The sequence below is a fragment of the Falsihalocynthiibacter arcticus genome, from assembly GCF_000812665.2.
Lineage (GTDB): Bacteria > Pseudomonadota > Alphaproteobacteria > Rhodobacterales > Rhodobacteraceae > Falsihalocynthiibacter > Falsihalocynthiibacter arcticus.
Window position 1 is genome coordinate 2372140 of the sequence record NZ_CP014327.1, and the last position, 22470, is coordinate 2394609.

General features: G+C 52.6%; 17 protein-coding genes and 2 pseudogenes. 10 read left to right on the plus strand and 9 right to left on the minus strand.

Features of this window, described 5'->3' with window-relative positions:
* Positions 1-42: 42 nt before the first annotated feature.
* The 4 genes and pseudogenes from RC74_RS11810 to RC74_RS11825 form a co-directional block, all read left to right on the plus strand.
* Positions 43-722 (plus strand): annotated as a pseudogene (locus tag RC74_RS11810) (IS110 family transposase); the annotation flags it as partial.
* Positions 723-1020: 298 nt separating this feature from the next.
* Positions 1021-1458 carry a universal stress protein gene (locus RC74_RS11815; RefSeq protein WP_039000382.1) on the plus strand — a complete coding sequence of 146 codons (438 nt, stop codon included), beginning with the start codon at positions 1021-1023 and terminating at the stop codon, positions 1456-1458.
* Between the two features lie 8 nt (positions 1459-1466).
* Positions 1467-3019 (plus strand): annotated as a pseudogene (locus RC74_RS11820) (alanine/glycine:cation symporter family protein).
* A 232-nt stretch (positions 3020-3251) separates the two neighbouring features.
* Positions 3252-4412, plus strand: a complete 1161-nt coding sequence (locus RC74_RS11825) for an IS30 family transposase (RefSeq protein ID WP_062628233.1) — start codon at positions 3252-3254, stop codon at positions 4410-4412.
* Between the two features lie 82 nt (positions 4413-4494).
* Here RC74_RS11825 and RC74_RS11830 read toward each other — a convergent pair whose 3' ends face one another.
* Positions 4495-5880, minus strand: a complete 1386-nt coding sequence (locus RC74_RS11830; protein WP_039002951.1) for an IS1182 family transposase — start codon at positions 5878-5880, stop codon at positions 4495-4497.
* Between the two features lie 1179 nt (positions 5881-7059).
* Between RC74_RS11830 and RC74_RS11840 the strand changes: the two genes are divergently transcribed.
* Positions 7060-7965 (plus strand): AEC family transporter, encoded by a 906-nt coding sequence (locus RC74_RS11840; protein ID WP_062628234.1) that lies wholly within the window; start codon positions 7060-7062, stop codon positions 7963-7965.
* Between the two features lie 117 nt (positions 7966-8082).
* Here RC74_RS11840 and RC74_RS11845 read toward each other — a convergent pair whose 3' ends face one another.
* The 3 genes from RC74_RS11845 to RC74_RS11860 form a co-directional block, all read right to left on the minus strand.
* Positions 8083-8508 (minus strand): hypothetical protein, encoded by a 426-nt coding sequence (locus tag RC74_RS11845; protein WP_062628235.1) that lies wholly within the window; start codon positions 8506-8508, stop codon positions 8083-8085.
* 1349 nt (positions 8509-9857) lie between these two features.
* On the minus strand, positions 9858-10220 hold the full coding sequence (locus RC74_RS11855; RefSeq protein ID WP_218918073.1) for a hypothetical protein: 363 nt from the start codon (positions 10218-10220) through the stop codon (positions 9858-9860).
* Positions 10221-10577: 357 nt separating this feature from the next.
* On the minus strand, positions 10578-12077 hold the full coding sequence (locus RC74_RS11860) for a winged helix-turn-helix domain-containing protein (RefSeq protein WP_039003153.1): 1500 nt from the start codon (positions 12075-12077) through the stop codon (positions 10578-10580).
* 79 nt (positions 12078-12156) lie between these two features.
* On the opposite strand from RC74_RS11860, the gene RC74_RS11865 reads away from it, so the two are divergent.
* The 4 genes from RC74_RS11865 (at position 12157) to RC74_RS11880 (ending at position 15932) form a co-directional block, all read left to right on the plus strand.
* A complete protein-coding gene (locus RC74_RS11865; RefSeq protein ID WP_052274934.1) occupies positions 12157-12594 on the plus strand; it encodes a cupin domain-containing protein in 438 nt (145 codons plus the stop codon).
* A 51-nt stretch (positions 12595-12645) separates the two neighbouring features.
* On the plus strand, positions 12646-14142 hold the full coding sequence (gene istA, locus RC74_RS11870) for an IS21 family transposase (RefSeq protein WP_062628125.1): 1497 nt from the start codon (positions 12646-12648) through the stop codon (positions 14140-14142).
* Complete coding sequence (gene istB / locus RC74_RS11875) at positions 14139-14891, plus strand: IS21-like element helper ATPase IstB (protein ID WP_062628126.1); 753 nt, start codon at positions 14139-14141, stop codon at positions 14889-14891. The genes istA and istB overlap by 4 nt, the downstream gene beginning before the upstream one ends.
* Positions 14892-15257: 366 nt before the next feature.
* The gene (locus RC74_RS11880; RefSeq protein ID WP_062628237.1) at positions 15258-15932 is read left to right on the plus strand and encodes an NHL repeat-containing protein; all 675 of its coding nucleotides are present in this window, start codon (positions 15258-15260) and stop codon (positions 15930-15932) included.
* Here the strand turns inward: RC74_RS11880 and RC74_RS21745 are convergent.
* A protein-coding gene (locus tag RC74_RS21745) for an IS630 family transposase (RefSeq protein WP_156477400.1) occupies positions 15929-16887 on the minus strand; the annotation gives its coding sequence in 2 pieces (ribosomal slippage) (positions 15929-16543 and positions 16546-16887; 957 coding nt in all). The two genes, RC74_RS11880 and RC74_RS21745, sit on opposite strands and share 4 nt — an antisense overlap.
* Positions 16888-17391: 504 nt before the next feature.
* On the opposite strand from RC74_RS21745, the gene RC74_RS11895 reads away from it, so the two are divergent.
* A complete protein-coding gene (locus RC74_RS11895) occupies positions 17392-18123 on the plus strand; it encodes a YrhK family protein (protein WP_039001685.1) in 732 nt (243 codons plus the stop codon).
* A 265-nt stretch (positions 18124-18388) separates the two neighbouring features.
* Here RC74_RS11895 and RC74_RS11900 read toward each other — a convergent pair whose 3' ends face one another.
* From RC74_RS11900 to RC74_RS11915, 4 genes are all read right to left on the minus strand, one after another.
* A complete protein-coding gene (locus tag RC74_RS11900; protein ID WP_039001684.1) occupies positions 18389-18664 on the minus strand; it encodes a hypothetical protein in 276 nt (91 codons plus the stop codon).
* A 319-nt stretch (positions 18665-18983) separates the two neighbouring features.
* Complete coding sequence (locus tag RC74_RS11905) at positions 18984-20501, minus strand: tripartite tricarboxylate transporter permease (protein ID WP_039001683.1); 1518 nt, start codon at positions 20499-20501, stop codon at positions 18984-18986.
* Positions 20498-21259: a hypothetical protein gene (locus RC74_RS11910; RefSeq protein WP_218918074.1), complete on the minus strand. Its 762-nt coding sequence runs from the start codon at positions 21257-21259 to the stop codon at positions 20498-20500. The genes RC74_RS11905 and RC74_RS11910 overlap by 4 nt, the downstream gene beginning before the upstream one ends.
* Positions 21260-21338: 79 nt before the next feature.
* Positions 21339-22346: a Bug family tripartite tricarboxylate transporter substrate binding protein gene (locus RC74_RS11915; protein WP_039001682.1), complete on the minus strand. Its 1008-nt coding sequence runs from the start codon at positions 22344-22346 to the stop codon at positions 21339-21341.
* Between the last annotated feature and the right edge of the window lie 124 nt (positions 22347-22470).

A 22470-nucleotide genomic window follows, 5' to 3' on the forward strand; every position in this document is an offset into this window, starting at 1 on the left:
CAGTAGTTTTTGCAACAAACCACACTGCAAAGGAGACCGACTATGACCGAGATTGTTATTGCACAAGATGCAGCAGTTTTAGTGGCCATCAACATCGCCAAAGCACGGCATGAAGTTTTGATAGCCATTCTAGGCAAAAAGCGCCGCCGCCGTTTGACTGTCCTCAACCAAATGGAGGACTTCCAGCGGTTGATCACATCATTGGCCAGTTATGGCCGTCCAGTGCGCGCAGCTTTTGAGGCGACTGGTAATTACCACCGCGCCTTTGCTTATCACCTCGCAACCGCAGGCTTTGAGGTGAAGTTGGTATCGTCATGGGCTTTGGCGCGTACCCGGGAAGCTCTGCATAACAGCTGGGACAAGAACGACCCCAAGGACGCTCAGGCCATCCTTCACATGATGGAGATCGGGAATGAGCAGTTTTATCACGACCCACTGGTGTGTGGAACGAACGACATCCAAGAGCTGTCTAAAACCCATGACACGTGTCCAAGTCAAAGACAGAACTGTGGCACCGAGTGCTGACACATTACCTGCCGCTGTATTTACCCGAAGCCGACCGCTTTCACCGCAGCTCGCGCAGCGACTGGTTCTTTGCATTCCTTGAGCGCTATCCATCACCACACTTTATCTCAGCCATGAGCAAGGACGCATTTACCGCTGACGCCTGGGACGTTGTGGGCCGTAAGGTTGCAAAAGAACGTTTGCTTGCTGACATTTATGTCCGTTGCCCACCGCAAAGCAAACGGTAGTTTGGAGCGCAACAGCCTCAAGCTTAAACCTCATTCTGTGTCTATTTGATACTGTCCTGCCTGAATCGCTACATACCGGGGGTCTTCAAATTTTAGGTCTAAATGCCTGAAAACTTTCGGAAAGATGCATAACTAAATATACTCTTGTTCTAGAAAATCACGAATACTGAAAATGAGAGAAGCTTTCTGCTCATTTTTACGGCAGACTTTCTCTTAAGAGGGCAATCAGATCCTCATACTGGTAAAAACAGCAAAAACGGAGGATGGAATGAAATCGAAGATTGTTATTGGACTTGACGGTGCAGAGACGGGAGACCGCGCTTTAGCATTTGCCAAAGACTTGGCATCCAGAATGGATGACTGCGAACTGCTCGCCATTTACGTTATCGAATGGTCGCCGTTCACCTTTCAAACTGCGGAAGAAAACGCGCAACGGCACAATCGCCGTGAGGAAGAAATTGCGCTCGCTACATCGCGGATTGTTGACCCTGCGGTCAAGGCCCTAAAAGAGGCTGGCTTTAATGCCAGCGGTCTCGTGCGACATGGGGATGTTGCCGAAACCTTGAACAAACTCACCGTTCAAAACGGCGGTACGCAGATCATTGTTGGTCGCGCTTCATCACACGGGTTCGCGAAGCGTATTTTTGGTAGCTCAACACAAAACCTTGTGATGCACGCCGATGTGCCTGTCACAGTTGTAGGATAGGGGACACTATGAAAATCACATCAAAAATCTCGCTGGCCTCAATAGCCTTGACCATCGCTGCCAGTCCTATAATGGCACAAGAATCTATGGGGATCGACGAAAAGGTCAACCAAATCTTCGCAAAAGTAACCGGCCCATTCGTGAGCCTAATTTTCGCACCCTTCCCCGGAACAAGCTTTCCGTGGATCGTGATGTGGCTGGTGATCGCCGCCTCTATTTTTACCGTCTACTTCGGTTTTGTTCAATTTCGATTTCTTCAGCATTCTATCGAACTGGTTAAAGGCGATTATTCCGATCCCAATGACGCGGGCGAGGTTAGCCATTTCCAAGCGCTTGCCACGGCTCTGTCGGGAACGGTCGGCTTAGGAAATATCGCGGGAGTTGCTGTTGCCGTTGGGATTGGTGGGCCGGGGGCTACGTTCTGGATGATCCTTGCGGGTCTACTTGGCATGGCGTCCAAATTCACCGAATGTACGCTGGGCGTGAAATATCGCAACGAATACCCCGATGGCACTGTTTCGGGGGCCCAATGTACTACATCTCGAAGGGCTTCAAAGAATTGGGTTTGCCGGGGGGTAAATTCCTCGCGGTTCTCTTCTCGGTCTTTTGTATTCTTGGTGCTCTTGGTGGCGGTAATATGTTCCAAGCCAATCAGGCGCATGCACAGATTTCTGGTATTGTCGGTGAATATCCAGGCTGGATCACAGGGATCATTTTCGCAGTTGTTGTATTCTCGGTCATCGTGGGCGGGATCAAATCCATCGCCAACGTAACAGAAAAAGTCGTACCATTTATGGGAATCCTGTATGTCGGTGCGGCGTTGATCATCCTGCTGGTAAACTACGACAAAATAGGCTGGGCTTTTGGCCAAATTTTCGACGGAGCCTTTACAGGGCTCGGCGTTGCTGGCGGTTTTGTCGGGGCTTTGATCCAAGGATTCAAACGGGCCGCATTTTCGAATGAGGCTGGTGTTGGGTCTGCGGCGATTGCCCACTCTGCGGTGAAAACCAAGGAGCCAATCACAGAGGGCTTCGTTTCATTGCTTGAGCCCCTGATCGATACCGTGGTGATCTGCACAATGACCGCATTGGTGATCGTGATTTCACAGCAGCTGATTGTCGATCCGGCAACTGGTAACTATCTGTTGAACGAAGCAGGGTCTGCAATTGCCACGGTCGACGGCAACACAGGCGTTGCGCTCACATCCGCGGCCTTCGGGTCCAGCATCAGTTGGTTCCCGTATGTTTTGGCTATCGCGGTTGTGCTGTTTGCCTTCTCGACGATGATCTCTTGGTCCTACTACGGCTTGAAAAGCTGGACCTATTTGTTTGGGGAAAGCAAAGCATCGGAACTGACATTTAAAGTCATCTTCTGTGTGTTCATCGTAATCGGGGCTGCGGCGTCGCTGGGTCCTGTCATCGACTTCTCCGATGCTGCGATCTTTGCCATGGCAGTTGTGAACATCTTCTGCCTCTACTTCTTGATGAAGTTGGTTCGTACTGAACTTGCGTCCTATTCTTCGCGCCTCAAAAGCGGCGAAATCAAAAAGTTCACGCATTAAGAAAATATCTCTGGTGGGTAGAAATGTGCGCCAGAGACCGTTTTACTAGGCGTTTAGTCGTCTAGGACTGCGGTAAGCATCACGTAAACAGCCGTTGGTTAAATGCTACTGAACGGCAGAAAAGTCCGTCGACCGGAAGTTGGGACCAAGCGCAGCGAATGTCCGGTTTCCGCGGTGGCCTCAACTGGTCGACGCAACACTTTAATCTTTAGGAAGAGATGGAGTGTTTGCCATGAAATATCGTCGTAGGATTTATTATTCAACTGAACCGCGTGCTGAGATTTGGGATTGGTGGCAGCGAGGCGAGTCGATGAGGTCGATTGGGCGCGTTTTTGATCGCCAATCATCCTCAGTCTTTTCCGTGATCTCACCAACGGGTGGGATACGCCCACCAGATCGCAGACGCGGGCACGTTGCATTGAGCCTTTCTGAGCGCGAGGAAATATCCCGCGGGCTGAGCACCGAGCAGTCCTTGCGTGCGATTGCGCATCAGTTGCGACGTGCGCCCTCGACGATCAGCCGAGAGGTGCGGCGCAATGGTGGCCTTGCAGGTTATCGTGCAATCGCGTCTGATCAAGCGGCGTGGGATCGCGCGCGGCGTCCCAAGATTTGCAAGCTGGCTTGTCACCCGAAGTTGGCCTGCGCAGTATCAGCAAAGCTGCGGCGCAAGTGGTCTCCCGAGCAGGTTGCGGGCTGGCTCAAACGCGCTTTCCCAGGAGAGGCACACAAACAGGTGTCACACGAAACGATCTACAGAAGCCTTTATATACAGGCGCGAGGCGTCCTTAAAAAGGAACTCCTGGAGCATCTGCGCGCAAGACGGACTGTCAGGCGCTCCAAACACGCCAGCCAGAAGCGCAACGGGAATGGCCAGATTAAGAATGCTGTATCTATCAGCGAAAGGCCTGCGTCCGTCGAAGATCGGGCCGTTCCGGGCCACTGGGAAGGCGACTTGATTGGCGGATCCAAGAACAGCTATATCGCAACCCTCGTTGAGCGGCATTCACGGTACGTGATGCTGGTTAAAGTCGCCAACAAAGACACCGAGAGTGTCGTCACGGCGCTGATCAAGTCGGCTCAGAAGCTGCCCCGTGAGCTTTACAAATCTCTGACATGGGATCGCGGAAAAGAGCTGGCAGATCATCCGCGCTTTACGTTGGCCACGGATGTTGATGTCTACTTTTGCGACCCACAGTCGCCTTGGCAACGCGGATCAAACGAAAACACCAACCGGCTTTTGAGGCAGTATTTGCCGCGCGGTACCGACTTATCGGTCCATTCCCAAGCAAAGCTCAGTGCAATCGCAAGGCAACTCAACGAACGCCCTCGCAAGACCTTGCAATATCAAACGCCAGCAGAGAAGTTCGCAGAGTGTGTTGCGTCGACCGGTTGAGATCGCCCCCGATTCTGTGGAAAAACCCCATGTTGCTGTCGCAGAAAGCATTGTCGAATTCATCGCGCAAGCGCCTTTCCTATCAGGCTTTTTGCATTTGCTGCGGTGCAGGAAGGATCTTGGCGAGTTTGCGGAGGTTTTGGGCGGTTGCAGCGAGTAAGAATTCGTCTTTAGCACCGTTCGGGCCGCGTAATCGGAGTCTGCCCAATCCGAGAATACGTTTGAGATGGGCGAAGAGCATTTCCACCTTCTTTCTGAGCCGCATCGAGATCACATATTGTTTGGTCTTGGCAAAATCGCGTGCCACTTGACGGGCGTCTTCGCGCTCTTCTCGGGTGATGGCGCGGAAGTCGGTGTTTGGGCAGCACTTGGCTTTGGATGGGCAGGCCTGGCAGGTCAGTTTTAGACCGCGGTATTTGGCGACACCTGTGTTGGTTGGGCCACTGTTGGGATCGGAATAGTTGCGGCGGAACTGCTTGAGTGATTGGCCTTCTGGACAAGCATATTGATCGTTTTCCGGAACCCATTCGAAGTCTGCGCGGCTCAAGGTCCCGTCCGTGCGGCCCGCTTTATCAATGACAGGGATATGCGGGGCGATTTTGCGATCCACCAGCCATCCCAGCATTGGGCCGGAGCCGTAAGCGGTGTCCGCGATGATGCGTTCGGGGTGCAAGTCGAATTTGACTTTGACGCGGTCCAGCATGGTACGCACGGACCCTACCTCTGCCTGTCGGATCGACCTTGTGGCTTCGACATCAACGATAATGCTGTGGTCAGTGTCGATCAGGTAATTGGTCGAATAGGCAAAGAAAGCGGGCCCTTTACGGGCTGCAGTCCACTGACTGGCGGGATCGGAATGGGATGTGAACTTGGGCTCGACCTCAGAGGCCGCGCCGAAAGCGGCATCGTCCAGAACATCGAGATACTCACGCACAGCGCGCGGAGCATCCTGCGGCGTAATTGCTGATGTGTCCCAATCTTCCTTCGGCGTTGAGTTTTGTTTGTTGGCGTCAGCTTCGATCAAACTGGCATCTGCCGCAAAGCGCTGGCCGCTCACGAGACCGTCCGCAATGCAGCGCGCCACAGCCGTTTTAAACAAGTGGCGCAAAAGATCACTGTCACGGAAACGCCCATGTCGGTTTTTGGATAATGTCGAGTGGTTGGGCACAAGATCAGTAAGATCAAACCGGCAGAACCAGCGGTAAGCAAGGTTCAGATGAACCTCCTCACAAAGCCGCCGCTCTAATCGGATACCAAGGCAATACCCAACCAACAGCATGCGGATCAGCAGTTCTGGATCAATGGATGGTCGGCCCGTGTGGCTGTAGAATTCTGCAAGATGTGGACGGATACTGCTCAGATCCACAAACCGATCAATCGAACGTAGCAGATGATCTTGAGGCACATGATCGTCAACCGAGAACTCATAAAACAACGCGCCTTGCGCCTCTTGCTTTGGTCCCAACATCGTCAATCCCCCTGTATTTACAGGTAAATTGAATCAGTAACGGCTCCTCAAATCAACAAGAGTTTTTCAACAAAATTAGCCCATATTGAACAATGCTGCAACATCAACTAATGTCCGCTTCACAGAACAACTAGACACCAAATAAAGCACATTTATTCATGATCATACTCGGAAGCTTTTTTCTGATCGGTGTATGCGGCTTTACTTATCTCATTTTGGCATTGCAGGTGAATGGCAGTTTCCCCCCTTTCTATGAAAAGGGAAACATGGAGAAGGAAATCGAGCTCGTCATACCCTTCATGTTTGCCATTTTGGCAATCTTAGTCGCGGCCGCCTTTATCCATTCTAACCTGTTTATTCTGTTTGGTCTGGTCTCAGCGTGGTGCGGGTAAGAGGCATGGTCCAGAAGCGGACGAACAGCCCTCTCCCTTGGCTGCTCAACCCTCTAACTATCGGGGTCATGAACCGGTGGCCAATGTTTCTATTTGATGCTTGGACTATCGGGTTAGCCGCGCTAATGGGTCTCGTCATGTTTTTGTGATTAGGCCTATTCAACCAGTGTTTTGTTTTGCGTATGATGGCCAAAGCAGCCATTGGAGCAGCCGCATCGAACGGTAACAAAGTCCTGCACAGCTGAATTTAGACCGGCCTTTGATCATGCACGGGCAGCGAATTTCCGGTTCGACGGGCTGCGCCGCAACATTGTAGGTGTATGGCGACGGCAGGTCTGGGCCGTTCTTGCCGTTTCCGAAAAGGTGCTGTAACGTCAGCGTTCAATTCGGGCCTCTGTTAACCTTGTGAAACAGTATCCAAGTTGAGCTCCCGCAACCAAAATAATCAAATAAATATAACGCATTAAATACTCCGCGTGCTGGGCCGTTTTGCGTCAGTTCATACATATCTGAGATATGGCCGTCCGAGGCAAGGCCAGCGGTCGGAATCTATTATGGTTTTAAGGTCGGGGAGGGGACCTTAGCAGGTGTGGCATCGCGAATGCGGTAATCTTTGGACGCATAAAGACGGTCGGTCGCGACGATACATCGGAAATTCGATGGGATATCAAAGTCAAATACTCCAGCAATTCACTTGCTCCTCCCTGAGCTTCGGTCTTTAACGGGTGGTGCAACGACACCCGTGCGGCTCCCTGTCTGCGCAGGTCTGGGTTAAAGGGATATCACATTGCTTTTCTCCACCATCTGGCCCCTTTTCGCGCTGATCTGCCTTGGCTATATCCTTGTCCGGCGTGGCTTTCCTGATCCCAGCTTCTGGCCCGCCGCCGAACGGATTAACTATTTCCTGCTCTTCCCAGCCCTTCTTGTCAGCAGTTTGGCAGATGCCCCCGTCCGCGACCCACAGTTGCTACGTCTGGGCGGTTCGGCCGTCGTAATCATTCTGTTCGCTGCACTCGCCCTGGCCCTGACCCGACGCGCCCACCCCATGCCCGCCGCCCGCTTCGGCCCACTGCTGCAAGGCACGGTGCGCTTTAACACCTATCTGGGGCTGGCCATCGTTGCCACCTTGGCCGGACCCGTAGGAATCGAACGGGCGGCGCTTTACCTTGCCATCGCCGTGCCTTTGGTCAACGTCCTGTCGATTATGGCCCTGACCGAGGCCGGTCAGGCCCGCACCCCCCTTGCCATGCTCCGCACCATGACGCGCAATCCGCTGATCCTGGCATGTCTGGGGGGCATCGCGCTGGCGCTGACTGGATGGGGCTTACCCTTCGGCACTGGGCGCTTTCTTGACCTTCTAGCGCAAGCCAGCCTGCCGCTTGGCCTGCTCTGCGTGGGGGCCGCCCTGCAACCCGCCGCCCTGCGTCGCGACGGGCTAACCCTAGCTGCAACCGGCGCCCTTCGCCTCCTGCTGATGCCTCTGCTCGCAGCGTTCATCGCGCGCGCCGTCGGCCTTAGTGGGGTCGAGGCGCTGGTGTTGGTCGTTTTCTCAGCTATCCCCACGGCCCCCACTTCCTATGTGTTGACCCAGCAACTGAACGGCGACAGCACGTTGATGGCGGGTATCGTCACCTCTCAGACCATTGCCGCCATCGCCACAATTCCACTGGTCCTGTGGGTCCTCACCCCTTGACACCACCCGATGTTTTAGAACTCCCTCTGACATGCGCTCCACCCTCGGCTTGGCGCAGCCCCTTGTTTTTAAGGGAGATTTCCGGGGTGCGTACCGTACCGGCGTTGCAATAACAGACTATTGGAGGCATGCGCAAAGAGCCGAATGGAATTCCCGCACACAGCTACAACCGTGCTCCCCGTAGAAACGGGATGTTCGTAAAACGGTGTCAGGATTGCTTGGCGTGGTATCTTTTTGTGTTTCACCTTCCTGCAAGTCTGCCGAAAGGTCCTCGGTCGATGCGTCCGCCTCACGTTGGATTGTGCGCAAATATGTGCCCAACGTTGTGTCCGAAATGTGAATGCCGTTTTGGACCAAGGTCTTGTTGATGAGTTCCAAAGTGTGTCCGTTCGTCAGAGCCTTATTAATAGACGGAAGTGATTGACGCAGGGACTCTTTCACAGAAAAATTGTCTGGAGGTGTTGTTGCCAACCTCTCCAGGTCTGCTTTTACTTTGTCGAGCGTGCTTTTGGTGATGCGGTTTTTCTTAGGTGCTTGTTTCATTGTCGTTCCTCAAATCTATTGGTGACGACCTTTTTAATAGGAGGCTTTTTGCGAAAAGCCACAACGGGCTTTCCCTAATCCACAGGATTCGACAATCCATCGGCTTGAGGCCTGGATCCCCCGCCGCTTTGAAAATGAATTCTCTCAAGGGGGCGTATGAAATTCTCGGAATGATGGTGTGTGCGTCTGGGTTTTATCTGGAAGCTGTGTGCCAAGACCTTATCGATGAGCGTAAAAAGTTAACCAGCCTCCAAAGTGAGGTGTTCAGCCTACTTTCCTGAAATACATGCGAGGGAGTTGGGGGTTGCTTCTTTTTGTGTTGTGAAGACCTCATTTTTCTTTTGTTAGGCTATATTGTCGGACGTTAACGTCTGGTGATTCCATTTTACGGACAATTCTGTTCAGGTGTTGAGGCGGATGGATGCACCGCTTTTTGCAGACAGAAACACAGACAAAACTGTCATAAAATGATGGCTGCTACCGCAGCAGCTGTTTAGGCGCCGCATCGTTACGAAGCTGGATACGGATCTTGGGTTTGGCTGATCTTGGATTTGGGCCGGCATTTAGGGCGAGTGAATGGCGGATTGAAGTGAGAGCGGAGTGGGGCGTTGCATCGTAGCTCAGGCAAATAGATTGCATCTGCCTGCAGATGATAGGTGGACGCAAAACGGTTTGATTGCCGATGCTGGTAGCGCCCATCTACGACTAATACGTGGTTAATAAACCAGTGCGGAGTTATCCCGTCGGATAGACCGAGCGCTAAATAACGACACTTTTCAAATCTCAGCGGGACATAGTCCACGCCTGAACTCCAACCGAAATAGGATAAAGGTTCGCAGCTTTGTCATTCAATCCCCACAAAATTGCGAGTCTGAAGAACCCTGTCTGATAATCTATTTCAATTACATGAATGACGTTTCTGCTCGATTGTGTTGGGCTGTATTTCGGTCTGGGAAATTCGTCAGCTCCGCAGCGTAGGGCACTAATCGCGCGGCAATGTGTGCTGTTAGTAGGGGAACGCGCGCCAAGACCGACAAGATTACCGTCCACAATGCAAAGCGCACAGGATCGCAACGACACATCTAATCCAACATAATATTCCATCACCTATCTCCCTTGTTCACAGCTATTCTGTGATCTTAGTGGGAGCTTGGCCAAAAAGCGAAAGGCTGCCCAATTACGCATGCTCTCCGCCCTTAGTGTTTAATGACACGAACGGCCTTTAGCTGCCGTTCGCTACATTCTCAAATACTGCGGCGCAGCCCGTCTATAGCGGACATTGGTGCCTTGCCGCAGCAATATTGAGGCCCTAAGGTCTTGCTATGCGGGACAAAACAGACCTTAGGCTTCTAATCCTTGTTGAGCCTAAGACCTGTAGGTAGGCCATCCATACTACTAAGGTTTTTCTCCTCCCAGTATGACTGAATACCGTCTGGCCCTTTGTCGTCGTGCCAGTTTTCTATCGCCGCACGTTCTCCCTTATGGTCAAATAGCGGAACACCGTAGCCACATGATGTTTGTACAAGATCAAATTCTAACTTCATGATCTGTCTTGTACCAAGAGGTGTCCGACCACCGTAATATTGTAAAATCAGTTCCTCAAACTCAGCGCTTTCCCAACCAACCGAGGTGCCTCTGCCATACAACCGCATGATTTGCGGAGGGCCAGAAAAGGCGCAAAACATGATCGTTAAGCGACCGTCAGCAAGCATATGTGCGGCGGTTTCATTGCCAAGATGACAGAATGGTCGTCTACAATGCGTAGTGCCGAGATCTCGCATGGGGAAACATTCACTCTGCTGTCAGCGGTTGCTGATGAAACAAAGAAAATGTTCTGCTTTTGGATGAAATCCCGCCGGTCTGAATTGAGTGCTTCGAACTGTTTCGCCATCTTGATCGCTTCCATCGACTGTCGTTACGTGCATCAATAAATTATATCGACGGCTGATGACAGTTTGGCAAAAGTTTTTTGCGACTGTGGTGTGGCGAACCCGCCCCGGATGAAGGAGTTCATCGGGCCGAACTTTCAACGCTACCATCAGGCTTTGGGCTCATGATAGGTAAGTCTGCTACGCCCCAAGGCCAACGACACGAAGCCGGGTTTCCAGCATTTCGACGTCCTTCACGTCTGCGAACGGCAACGATCTGAAATGCGTAAAAGGCAGGTCTATTTCATATATCATTTTTTTGAACTCTTCGGTCTTGGTGATAGAAGAATTAACAGAGGCTGCGGCAGCATAGACCATTGCGTGCCATGAGGAATCCGGCAAACGTTCATAGGCGTCGCTTGCAAATTGAATTGCGGCAACATCGTCGCCCGCCAAGATCCACGCCAATCCGATCAACGACTGAAAGTATGCATATTGACGATCGATCTTTGTCAGGGAAACGAAAGATCTTATGCGGTCAATTCCAGCGATATGCGCCCCTGTTAATATTTCACTGGTTGCGAGCGTCAGATGAGTCAAATAAAAGTTCGGGTTAATCGCCAGCGTCCGTGCGCAATCGGTGCGGCACCCCTTATGATCCCCCAACAACCAAAGTCTCAGGTTGGCACGGGTGCGGAATGCAAAAGCTGATGTTGCGCCGAGTGCGACGGCCCTATCCGCCAGTGACAACGCCCAAATTTTTTCGGCTTCATTGTCCTCAATGCGAATGTATGGGCGCATCTGCGTGGTTGAATGTGCCAACATCGCGAGTGCTTTCGGGTCGTCAGGCGATCTTTCGACGGCGACCTGCAATGTTGTTCGAGCGATCGCGGTCGCAGGGACTGTAATGCGACCGTAAAAGTAGTGCGCCTTGGCCATCAGTTGTTGGAAATCAAGTTGTCCGTCTGGCTTATTACCATATTTCTCGCCATCATGATTAAAGACGCTAATACGCAAAACACTTGAAATCTTTCGCGCGACATCTTCTGCCAGCTGATCTATTTCCGATACGTCTCTCTCGAAAGATTCGGCATAGAAATGGCCGTGCAACGTCACCTCGGAAAGAGATAAAAAAAGCTTGACGCAGTCGCCGCTGACATTCGCTCGGCCCTGCACGATGTAGTCTGTCGCTGTTTGGTTTCCGGTGCTGGTGAAGACCCTCACTTCGGTGCGCGGCGCCATGACCAAAACGAGTTTGTCCCGAAGATTCGTAGCAAAAACCTTGGATATTTTTCGATTTCCGGAGGACTGAATGTTTTCGATAAAGATACTGGGTTTCTGGTTCGTAGTGAATGAAGCGACCGGTTGGTACGTATCCAGACGATAGCCTATCCTGGCGATCGTTCGCACAAGTTTACGATCATTGTCGCACAGCGCTTTTCGGATGTCCTTGATACACTGCACAAGACTGTCGTCGCTTACAAATGTCCCGCCCCAAACGGCACTTACGAGCCTATCCTTCGAGACAGTTTTGCCCGGTGACTTTGCAAGCTCGCTTAAAACTAATGCCGACTGATGGCGTAAAAACACTGGCTGCCATTCAATATCGAAAAGGGTCAAGCTTCTGACATCAAATCGAAAGTCCCCAATGATCGCAATTTCAGAATTTTTCGGTTCTTTTTCGTTTGGATTTCCTGACATCTCTTCGTCTCCGCGAAATACTCTTCCTTACTAACATAGTTCAAGAGTGCCCTGAGGCACATTTTTCAAGGAGCGAACCATGAAACGACCTATCGTCACGGCTTTCACCGCATTCGCGATTCACTTGGCCCTAACTCTGGCGCCAGTATCGGCGGAGACGGTAATCACACCGGTGCTGACAACCCCCATCGAGGGCATGCCAGATACAGAGGTAAAAGTTCTACTGTTCGACGTCGACCCGGGTTGGAAAACCGACCATCATATCCATCCAGGACAATTATTCGTCTACATACTTGAGGGTGGGTTGCGTCTGGAGGTTGATGGCGCAGAACCTGTTGACTATGCGGCCGGTGAAGCGTTTTACGAACTGCCGGACCTCGGAATGACCGGTGCGAATCTGAGCGCTACCGAGCGCGCCAAATTTGTTGTTTTCCAATTTGGCGAGGCTGGAAGTCCACTTATTGTAAAACGCGGAGCAATAATGGGCCACAGAAGCGGCTGCGTATCGCAGTTGTAGCGGAGTAAAAATCCGCCAGTTTGTGTCCTTCGTTTATTCGGAGGGCGGGAGATGTATTCTGTGGATATTTATAATCGTGTGCGCCGTGCTTGTTTGAAGGACGGGATGTCTACTCGAGAAGCGGCGCGTTATTTCAACAAGGATCGCAAAACGATAGCCAAGATGTTGCGGCATGAGCTCCCTCCTGGTTATCGGCGTTCAGAAGCCCCGCGTCGCCCAACGCTTGATGATTATGTTGGTGTCATCGATAATATACTGCGTACAGATAAGGCCCTGATCAAAAAGCAGCGCCACACCGCCAAGCGTATTTTTGAGCGTTTGAGGGATGAACACGGGTACGCGGGAAGCTTGACGACAGTGACCTATTACGTTCGCGAACAAAAGCGACGCACTAAAGAGGTGTTTGTACCGTTGTCGCATCGGCCAGGCCACGCGCAGGTTGATTTTGGTGAGACACTTGGCGTGATTGGTGGCGTGGAATGCAAGATCCATTTTTTTGTAATGAGCTTACCGCATTCTGATGCGGTGTTCGTTAAGGGATACCCTGCCGAGACGACGGAAGCATTCTGCGACGGCCATGTGTCCGCCTTTGCGTTCTTTGATGGTATTCCGCAGTCCATTCTCTACGACAACACCAAGATCGCCGTTGCGCGGATACTCGGGGACAGAACGCGTATTCGCACACGTCGGTTCACTGAGCTGCAATCCCATTACCTGTTCGATGACAAGTTCGGGCGACCAGCGCGAGGAAACGATAAAGGCAACGTTGAGGGCATGGTTGGATATACGCGTCGCAACTTCATGGTCCCTGCGCCGCGTTGTGACAGCTTTGATGATTTGAACGCCCATCTGGAAGCGAAGTGTTTAGCACGTCAGGACGATACTTTGCGCGGCCACACCCAAACCATAGGTCAACGTTTGGTATCCGATTTTGATGCGCTGATGGGGTTGCCCGTGGCGGAATATGAAGCCTGCGACCATGTCAACACACGGGCCACTTCGATCTCGATGGTGCGCTATCGCAGCAATGACTACTCGGTGCCGGTGGCTTATGCACACCACGATGTTCATGTGCGTGGGTTTGTACATGAGGTTATCATCGGCTGCGGTAACGAGATCGTTGCACGGCACAAACGATCCTACCTATCCGCGGATATGATCTTTGACCCGCTCCACTTCCTGCCCTTGATTGAGCAGAAGGTGGGGGCTTTGGATCAGGCAGCCCCTTTGCAGGGCTGGAATCTACCGGATGCCTTCGCCACCCTGCACCGACTGCTCGAAGCCAGAATGGGCAAACCGGGCAAGCGAGAATACGTTCAAGTTCTGCGCCTTTTGGAAACATTCGAGATGGACGTTGTGCAAGGCGCAATCCAGCATGCCATTGATCTGGGCGCTATTGGCTATGATGCCGTAAAACACCTTGTGCTATGCCGTATTGAGAAGCGGCCACCGCGATTGGATTTGGACTTCTACCCGTATTTGCCTAAGGCCAATGTCGGCACGACACGCCCATCCAGTTACATGAGCCTGCTGGGAGCCACGGCATGACAGATGCTCCCCAAATCCTTCTGCACCACCACCTCAAGAAGTTGCGCTTGCCAACGTTCCAAGGAGAGTACGCAAAACAAGCCCAAATCTGTGCTGCTGAGAATAAGGACCACATCCAATATCTGGCGCGTCTGTGCGAGATGGAGTTAATTGACCGCGAACGGCGGATGATCGAAAGGCGGATCAAAGCGGCGAAGTTCCCCAGCACCAAAAGCCTGGATAGTTTTGACTTCAAGATCATGCCCAGCTTGAACAAGCCACTGACGATGGACTTGGCTCGATGTGACTACGTGGATCGCAGAGAAAACATTATTGCCCTCGGCCCATCGGGAACGGGCAAGACCCACATAGCTTTAGGACTTGGATTAGCCGCGTGCCAAAGAGGGTTGAAAGTACGGTTCACGACGGCGGCAGCCTTGGTTCATGATCTGATAGAAGCCCAAGATGAGCTCCGATTGCAGCGCATGCAAAAGCAACTGACGAGCCAGAATCTGTTGATCATTGATGAATTAGGCTTCGTTCCTCTGAGTAAATCCGGCGCAGAATTGCTCTTTGAGGTGATCTCGCAGTGCTACGAACGTGGTTCCATCATCATAACCTCAAACCTGCCCTTTGATGAATGGACCGAAGTCTTTGGCTCAGAGCGGCTCACGGGAGCCTTGCTGGATCGTTTGACACATCACGTCCACATCCTTGAGATGAACGGCGAAAGCTATAGGCTCAAACACAGTCGTAAGAACCGCCAGTAGTCAAAACACATCAAGATCAGAACAATGTTGGCCCATGGGCCAACATGCGCTTTGGCACGCGTTAGCTATTTGGGGGCACGCGCACCAAAGCGCAGAATATCCGAGAACTCAGTGGACCAATTTTACGCCGCGATCTGGTCCCTTTTTACTCTGCGATTGACACTTATGGTGGCGCAATAGAGTGTGATAGCGGCCCGCAAACATGATCATCGTTTTCAGCCCATAAGTCAGGATGCGGATCGCAAGTCATGATTATATCATAAAACATGCTTAATCCAATTTTTGCATTGGTTGGATACATCTTAGCACGCTGTCCGAATTTGCCGGACCACTTCAGTCTCTAACGGGCGCATTCTTGGTTCAACTGTGGACAGTAAACCCGTCGATGGTACCTTGACGGTCAAGGAACCCTTTGGCCTCGCCATTGATCAGCAAGACCAGATTTGGGTCACCAATAGCGGCACGAACACCGTAACCCGCTTTCCGGCTAGCGACCCCGCCAATGCCGTGGAATTTGAGGTTGGATACAGCTCGCATGGCATCGCAATCGATAGTCAAGGCAATGCTTGGGTCGCCAATAGCATTGGTCACCTCGGTGCAATGGAAAAGCTTACAGAGAAAATTGAGGGCTTAGAAGGCTCAATGTCCGACGATGACCGCGCAGCCAAAGGTTCGATCGATCTTTGGGACATCGCCGACAAGTATCCCGGCGGCGATGTGTCGATGATCCGACCTGACGGCACGGTTCTTGGTCCCTTTGACGCTGGAAAGAGCATGAACGGGGCTTGGGGCATTTCCGTAGATGGCAATGACAATATATGGGTCTCGAATTCTATGAGCCAATCCATCACCCAGTTGTGTGGTGTGCGCACAGAGACCTGCCCATTAGGTGTTGCCACGGGAGAACCGATTTCACCCCAAAACGGCTATATTGGTGGTTTGCAAACCATCACGGGTAGCGCGCTCGATCCCGCTGGCAATGCTTGGATAGCCAACAGTTGGGGCCAGACCGATGTTGGCTTTAAAGCATCGAGCTTTTAACTTGATCCGTATCCCGCCTCACAAAAGAAGTTCCAGCATTCGTCTGGCGTGAAGAGATTGCAAATTTTGGCGAGGGCATCGAACATCTGGTCAAATGTTCTGGCTCCGATCCTTCGAAGGTGGGCTTTGAGTTTTGAGAAGGCCATTTCAATGGGGTTGAGATCGGGTGAGTACGGCGGCAGGTAGAGGAACCAGCACCCGACTTCCCGCAAGGCTTCTGCAGCCGCCTTGTTGTAATGGGTGGCAAGGTTGTCGCAAATGACGACAGTGCCTGGTCGCAGTTCCGGGGCAAGGACATTGCGGACGTAGACTTCAAACGCCTCACCATCCATCGCCCCCTTGATGACCCATGGTGCAATCAGGTTATCTTGCGTCAGGCCTGCAATGAACGTCTGAGTGCCCCACGCCCCAAACGGTGCGTCCATTTCCAGACGCTTTCCGCATAGACTGCGCCCACGTAGTCGGGTCAGATTGGTTTTTACTGACGTCTCGTCTATGAAGACGAGCCGTTCAGGATGCGCTTGCATTGCCGGAATACGGTACCGGAACCAGTCCCGACGACGCAGCTTCACATGGGCGCGGAGCCGCTCGGTGGCCACCAGTGACTTTTTTTGTACGTGTAACCAAGTTTGCGCAGGAACCGTCCGATAGATGCAGAATGGGCAACAACACCCGTGGCGGCCTTCAGCGCTCCGGCCAGTTCTGGCAGTGTGATGTCACCATCCTGCGCGACCAACTCTACAAGAAACTCACGGTGGAGCGCGAGCTTTCCGTGTCCTTTTGGTCGCCCTTGGACATCCGGTGTGGCATTGCCTCGCTCACGGATTCTGCGAAGCCAGCGAACGCCCGTGGCCGCCGAAACCTTCAAACGCGCCGCCGCCGCACGACCGCTCAACCCTTCCTCAATGTACTCTTGAAACCGCGCCCGAAGCGCCATCGGTAATGCTGCTGACATGATCCATCCTCCCAACCAGAGTGAATCACAAAACTGAACTCAACGGAATCCTATCGATTCAATATTTAAGCTCGACGCTTTAGTGAAACGCCAACGAGGCGCTGTCCACTCGATTTGCCGCCGACAGCACGGTGGTTTTCTTCGGAATGGCCAAACCCGTCCGCACACCTTTGATCGGGCCCCATGAAGCGCAATAGTGCGTCACAATGCGAGCAAAACTACACCAGATCGAAGGCTGGTTTGTACCATTCTACAATGCTGCGCAGTACGCGAACGGCAGTAATGCGAATGCTGCAATGCAGCATTTAGTTAGGTCATGGAAGTCAGCAATGGACCGTTAGTGTCATACGACACTATGGGCGGAAAGATCGCATGCGTTGCATTTCGCACCAAGGTCCGCAGTGCGTGACTTCTCAGCTATTCGCCGCTAGATTGTAAGCTGTACGAACGACTTAGTGCCGCCATACATACACAAAACAGCCCCAACGCACCGAGGTTAATGGAATGCCCCATCTCTTCGTCAATAGGCCTCGCCTGACTGACCCAACTTCAAGTAAAGCGGACCTGCGCAGGAATTTCTTGTGGGAGACAATTAATACTACCGTATATCTTGTTGGCGGCATCGTCTTTGTCATTGGCAGCATCCTGTTTTTTCCCGCACTGGCCGCCTACGCAGATCTGGGGGCGTGGATCTTCTTTGGCGGCTCCCTGCTCTACCTGTTGGTAACGGGGCACGACCTGTTCGAGGTGCGGCGTCATCTCCAGAAAATTGTTGGGGTCAAAACAGTATGGGACAAACTAGAGTTCTGGGCTGCGCTCAGCTACACCGCCGGAAGCGTGCTGTTCGCCATAGGCAGCTTGCTCTTCCTGTCGCCGGGTGCGTTATTCATTGCGGGGGCGTGGTGTTTCGTTATTGGTAGTCTACTATTCGTGCTGGGTGCCGTCATCAACGTGTTAGAGATCGTGCTGGCGAAAGATCTGATAACGTTGCAGTTGATGAATTTGACAGCCTTGACCTTCGTAACCGGCTCGACACTCTTTGCGGTGGCGTCAATTCCTTACCTTATGGCACTGAATGACCCAGCGGACCGGACAACAATCGACGCGTTCCTAGCATGGCAGTACATCGTCGGAAGTGTGCTGTTCTTGGCGGGAGGCGTGTTCAATTACTGGCGTGCCTGCGTGATTATGAGGCAGGAGATTGGCGCGGCGCTGGACGTAAACGCCACCGGATAGAGACCAAGCCAACACCGCTTTCCTGAAAGACTCTGTATTGATCATGCGCGCACGCAGTACCCTATTGAATTGGAACTCCGGTTGTGTGTCCGAGACAACTTCGCCCCAGAGCCCTGGGCTCTTCGTTTCATCGGTAAAAAGTTGGATTACTCCAATTACGTAATCTTCGACCTCAGCGTCGGTCCCATCGGGGCGTGGGTACTTTAGGAATGCGGTCCTTCGGTCAAATTTTGCCTGCCGGTCGGCTGATATGGTGCTAATCTCTTCATTTTCGGTAGAATCCATCATTGACTGCACCACTTGTTGACGGATGAAACGGGCCTGTTCTTGCTCTCCCCACTCTTTTTTTCGCTCGCTCGCTCGCGTTCTGCGCTGCCAGCACTGCAATACTGTCAGTTAGGGTGGGGTAGGGCCCTTTTTTTATATTCCAAAGAAGTGTGGTGCGCTCTGTTTTTTCTATCATTTCCCAAAGGCGTAAAACGGCTTCGCGTTCAGATGCTTCGGTTCCACGAACAAAAACCTCTAAACTCTGATCACGCATAATATGCTTCAGATCAAAGTTTGTAATTAGATCTGGCTGGCGTCAGTAAGACTATATGACCGGAATGCCGCTTGTGCCGGAATACGGTTTCGTGGTGTTGGCAAGCATCCTTGAGAAACGTATTCACTGCATCGATGTGAGGGAGGTCGAAAGTCGCGGGCTCAAGAGCAAAACACACCCATGAAACCCGAGGCCCCATTGCCTCAGATACCATTGTTACGGCTCCGACCAATGTCATTGGTCTCATTATTAGAAAATATTACCATCCCAAGAAAGCAAGGTCGCCTTCTGGTGGCAACCGTTTGACCGCTATCTGACGTCAGGCAGCGACCTTTCTGCGCAAACGCGCGAAGATGCGGCGAACGGGCGGCAATTGTGACAGGATCAGCGCGATGATCATTGCCAGCAAAATAGCAGCACCGGGACGGCTGACAAAGACCGAAAGATCGCCTTCGGAGATTAGTAACGAACGGCGGAAGGTTTCATCAAACATTCCGCCCAAGATGACACCGATAACCAATGGCGCAATCGGATAGCGCAGCATGTTCATGAAATACGCCACAAAACCTACCCCCAGCATCAGATAAAGATCGTTTATCCCGCCCCCGACGCTGAACGAACCGATGGTGGTTAGCACCATCACGATGGGGAGGAAAACAGTCTGCGGAATGCGCAAAATCTTGATGAAAATACGTGCTGTGAATAGCCCCATCAAGGCCATAGTAAACGACGCCATGACGAGGATCGCCACAACTCGCAGGATGATGTTGGGGTCAATCGTCGGACCCGGGATGATATTGTTGATGGTGAACGCGCCCATCAAGGCCGCGGCGGGGGGCGATCCGGGGATTCCAAGCACTAAAAGCGGGATCAATGCACCCCCGATACAGGCATTGTTCGCGGTTTCCGAGGACAGAAGTCCGTCGATCGACCCCTTGCCGAAATTTTTTCCATCGGGGCTAACTGATTTACCGACGCCGTAACTAACCCAGCCGGCAACATCTTCGCCGACACCGGGTAGGGCCCCGACGCAAGTGCCAATCACACCCGAGCGCGCAATTGTCGGCATATGTTTGCGGATGGTTTTCACGTTGGGCAGGATGCGTCCTTCGAGTTGGACCATTTTGCCCATTTCCATCGCCCGCAGACCCTCGATGATCTGGGGCACGGCGAAGGCACCCATCAACACGGGCACAACCTGAAATCCCGATAAGAGGTAGGACCACCCGAAGGTATAGCGCGGTTCGGACAGAAGGGGGTCAAGCCCGACCATGGCCATAGCCAAGCCGATCAGCCCCGCGATCCAGCCCTTTATGATCAGATCCTCGGACATCAGGGTGCCGGACAATAAGATACCAAACAGCGCCAGTAGTGCCTTTTCCGGGCTTGCGATGTTTTTGGATACCAACAGCAGCACCCATACGAAGATCAACAGGGCAACGGTGCCGATTAATGTGCCAATGAGACTTGCGGTGGTCGTGAGGCCCAATGCCTCGCCTCCGCGCCCTTGTTTAGCCAGCGGGTAGCCGTCCATCGCCGTGGCCGCAGAGGCTGCCGTGCCGGGGATGTTCAACAAGATTGTAGGGTAAGACCCTCCATAAATCGCGCCAACATAGGCCCCGAGCAGGGCGATCAACGAATAATCCAACGGGATTTTGTTGCCGAAGAAACCGGTCAGGATGGTGATAGCAAGGGTCGCCGTCAGGCCAGGCAGGGCGCCGAAAACAATGCCGAGAAAGACCGAACTAATGAGGTAAATATATGTGACCGGATCGCTGGCAAGGTTATAAAACGCGCCCCCGAAACCAGATAATTGTGTCAGGACAAATTCCATCATTTTCTCCAGATCGGACGAATGTTAACGTAATACTGGTATTGAATCTGACTAAAGATTAAACCACTGCGGTTTGGCACGTTTTGGCGGAACCCGAAGGCCATGGCGCAAACCAGGATGATGGGTGTGATTATTGCGATGATCGGGATTGCGCGGGCCACGGCATCGCGCGGACCCAGCCATGCGAGTCCGCTCAGGATGATCCAGACCGCAAGCGTCAGCCAGTCATCATCATGGGGTGCGGCCCATTCTGATTGCGGAAGGTGCACTGCCAAGGCGTAGGCCGCGGGGGTGAATACGGCAATTGCGGATGTTATCATCCGGCGTGGATTGCCCGTGTGGAACCCATAAATCAGAGCGGTAATCAAAAGGCCGCTGCATAAGATGAAGTCGACGCGCGGAACAAGGCCAACGATGTAAAAACCGATGATGATCGCGATGGTGCTAAATCGGATCGCCTCAAACCGGTTCCAGCCAATGCCGACTGCCGTTAGGGCTGTTTTGGCTCCGCCCGCGCGGATCGCAGTGATGAGCAGGACAAGTCCGAGGATGAAAAGGGCGCCAAATACGCCCAAGGGTACGATAGCGGCGGAGTTATACCAACTGGCGCCGCTGACGCCGGCTCGGTTGCTGCCAAATAAGGGGATGAAACTTGTGCGCCATAAAAAGAACGCTGAGATCGCGATCAGGACCAATGCGGCCCAGAAGTCACGGGCGCGTAGCACGGAGATGTCGTTATTGTTGTCCACGTCGTTGTCCAATGGTAGGCCCCTTAGCCGATAGCGATATTCTTAAAACGGGGCGCAGAATTCGCCCCGTTTCATTTCATTCAGATGCGGGTTATTCGCAGATGATGCCCAGCGTGGCAGGGTCAATTTCTGCGGCACCCAGCTCTTGCAGGGTACAGGCAAACGTCTCCTCCAGGTTGGTGAACAGAGCAGTTGCTTCTGCGCCGGATTGACCGCCGATGTCGTAGTTGTTAGCCAAAGCCCACTCGGCAACCGTGTCACCCGCCATTGCCTGATCGAAGGCCGCAACGAGCGTTGCTTTTACTTCGTCAGACGCGGAGTTGTGGATGGCAAAGCCAATCGCCTGCTTGAGCGGAAGGTATTCGTCCAAACCATCATACAGATCAAATGCGGATGGAACAGTGACGCCGCCGATTGTGGCTTCTTCCGGTGTCAGCATAGCCAACGGGCGCAGCAAACCGCCTTCGATCAGCGGGGCTTGCTCGGCCAGTGAGGTCACAACCAGTGCAACTTCGCCTGCAAGAGCAGCTTCTTGACTGGGGGCTGACCCGCTGTATGGAATGAAGTTAAACGTCGCGTCTGTACCGTTCTGGATCGCAAGCAGGTTCAGGTGGTGAATACCACCGGCACCGGATGCCGCTGCTGGAATGGAACCTGGGGTCGCTTTGGCCGCATCCACGAGTTCTTGAAGTGTAGTGTAAGGGCTGTCTGCGGGAACCGAAATAAGGTCAGGTGATCCGCCGACGATGAACGGGAACCAGAAGTCAAAACGTTGATCCCAGCCACCCTGCACGGCGGCTGTAACGTTGGATTCGGACAAGCCGACCAATGTGTAACCGTCATCGGCCTGATTCTGCACGTAGACCATACCGTTAGACCCAGCAACACCGCCCGTTTGGTTAATAACGTTGATGCTGACGGGTAGGTGCTTTTCCATTTCCGCCATGATCATACGGTTAATGTTGTCTGTACCGCCACCGGCGCCCCATACAACGGCGGTGGTGATGTCACGGAACGGATATTCCTGCGCCATCGACGCACTGCCCATTCCCGTCACAAGTGCAGCGACCACTGCAATCTGTCCAAAAGTCGTTTTCATTTTACTTCCTCCCTGAAGGTTTAAAAACTCTGTTCGTTTATTGTTGCATTTATTTATGTATTCATTAAGTAATGCGTTGTCAACTTTAGATGCACCACAAAACCTATAAAGCCCAAACGGGCAG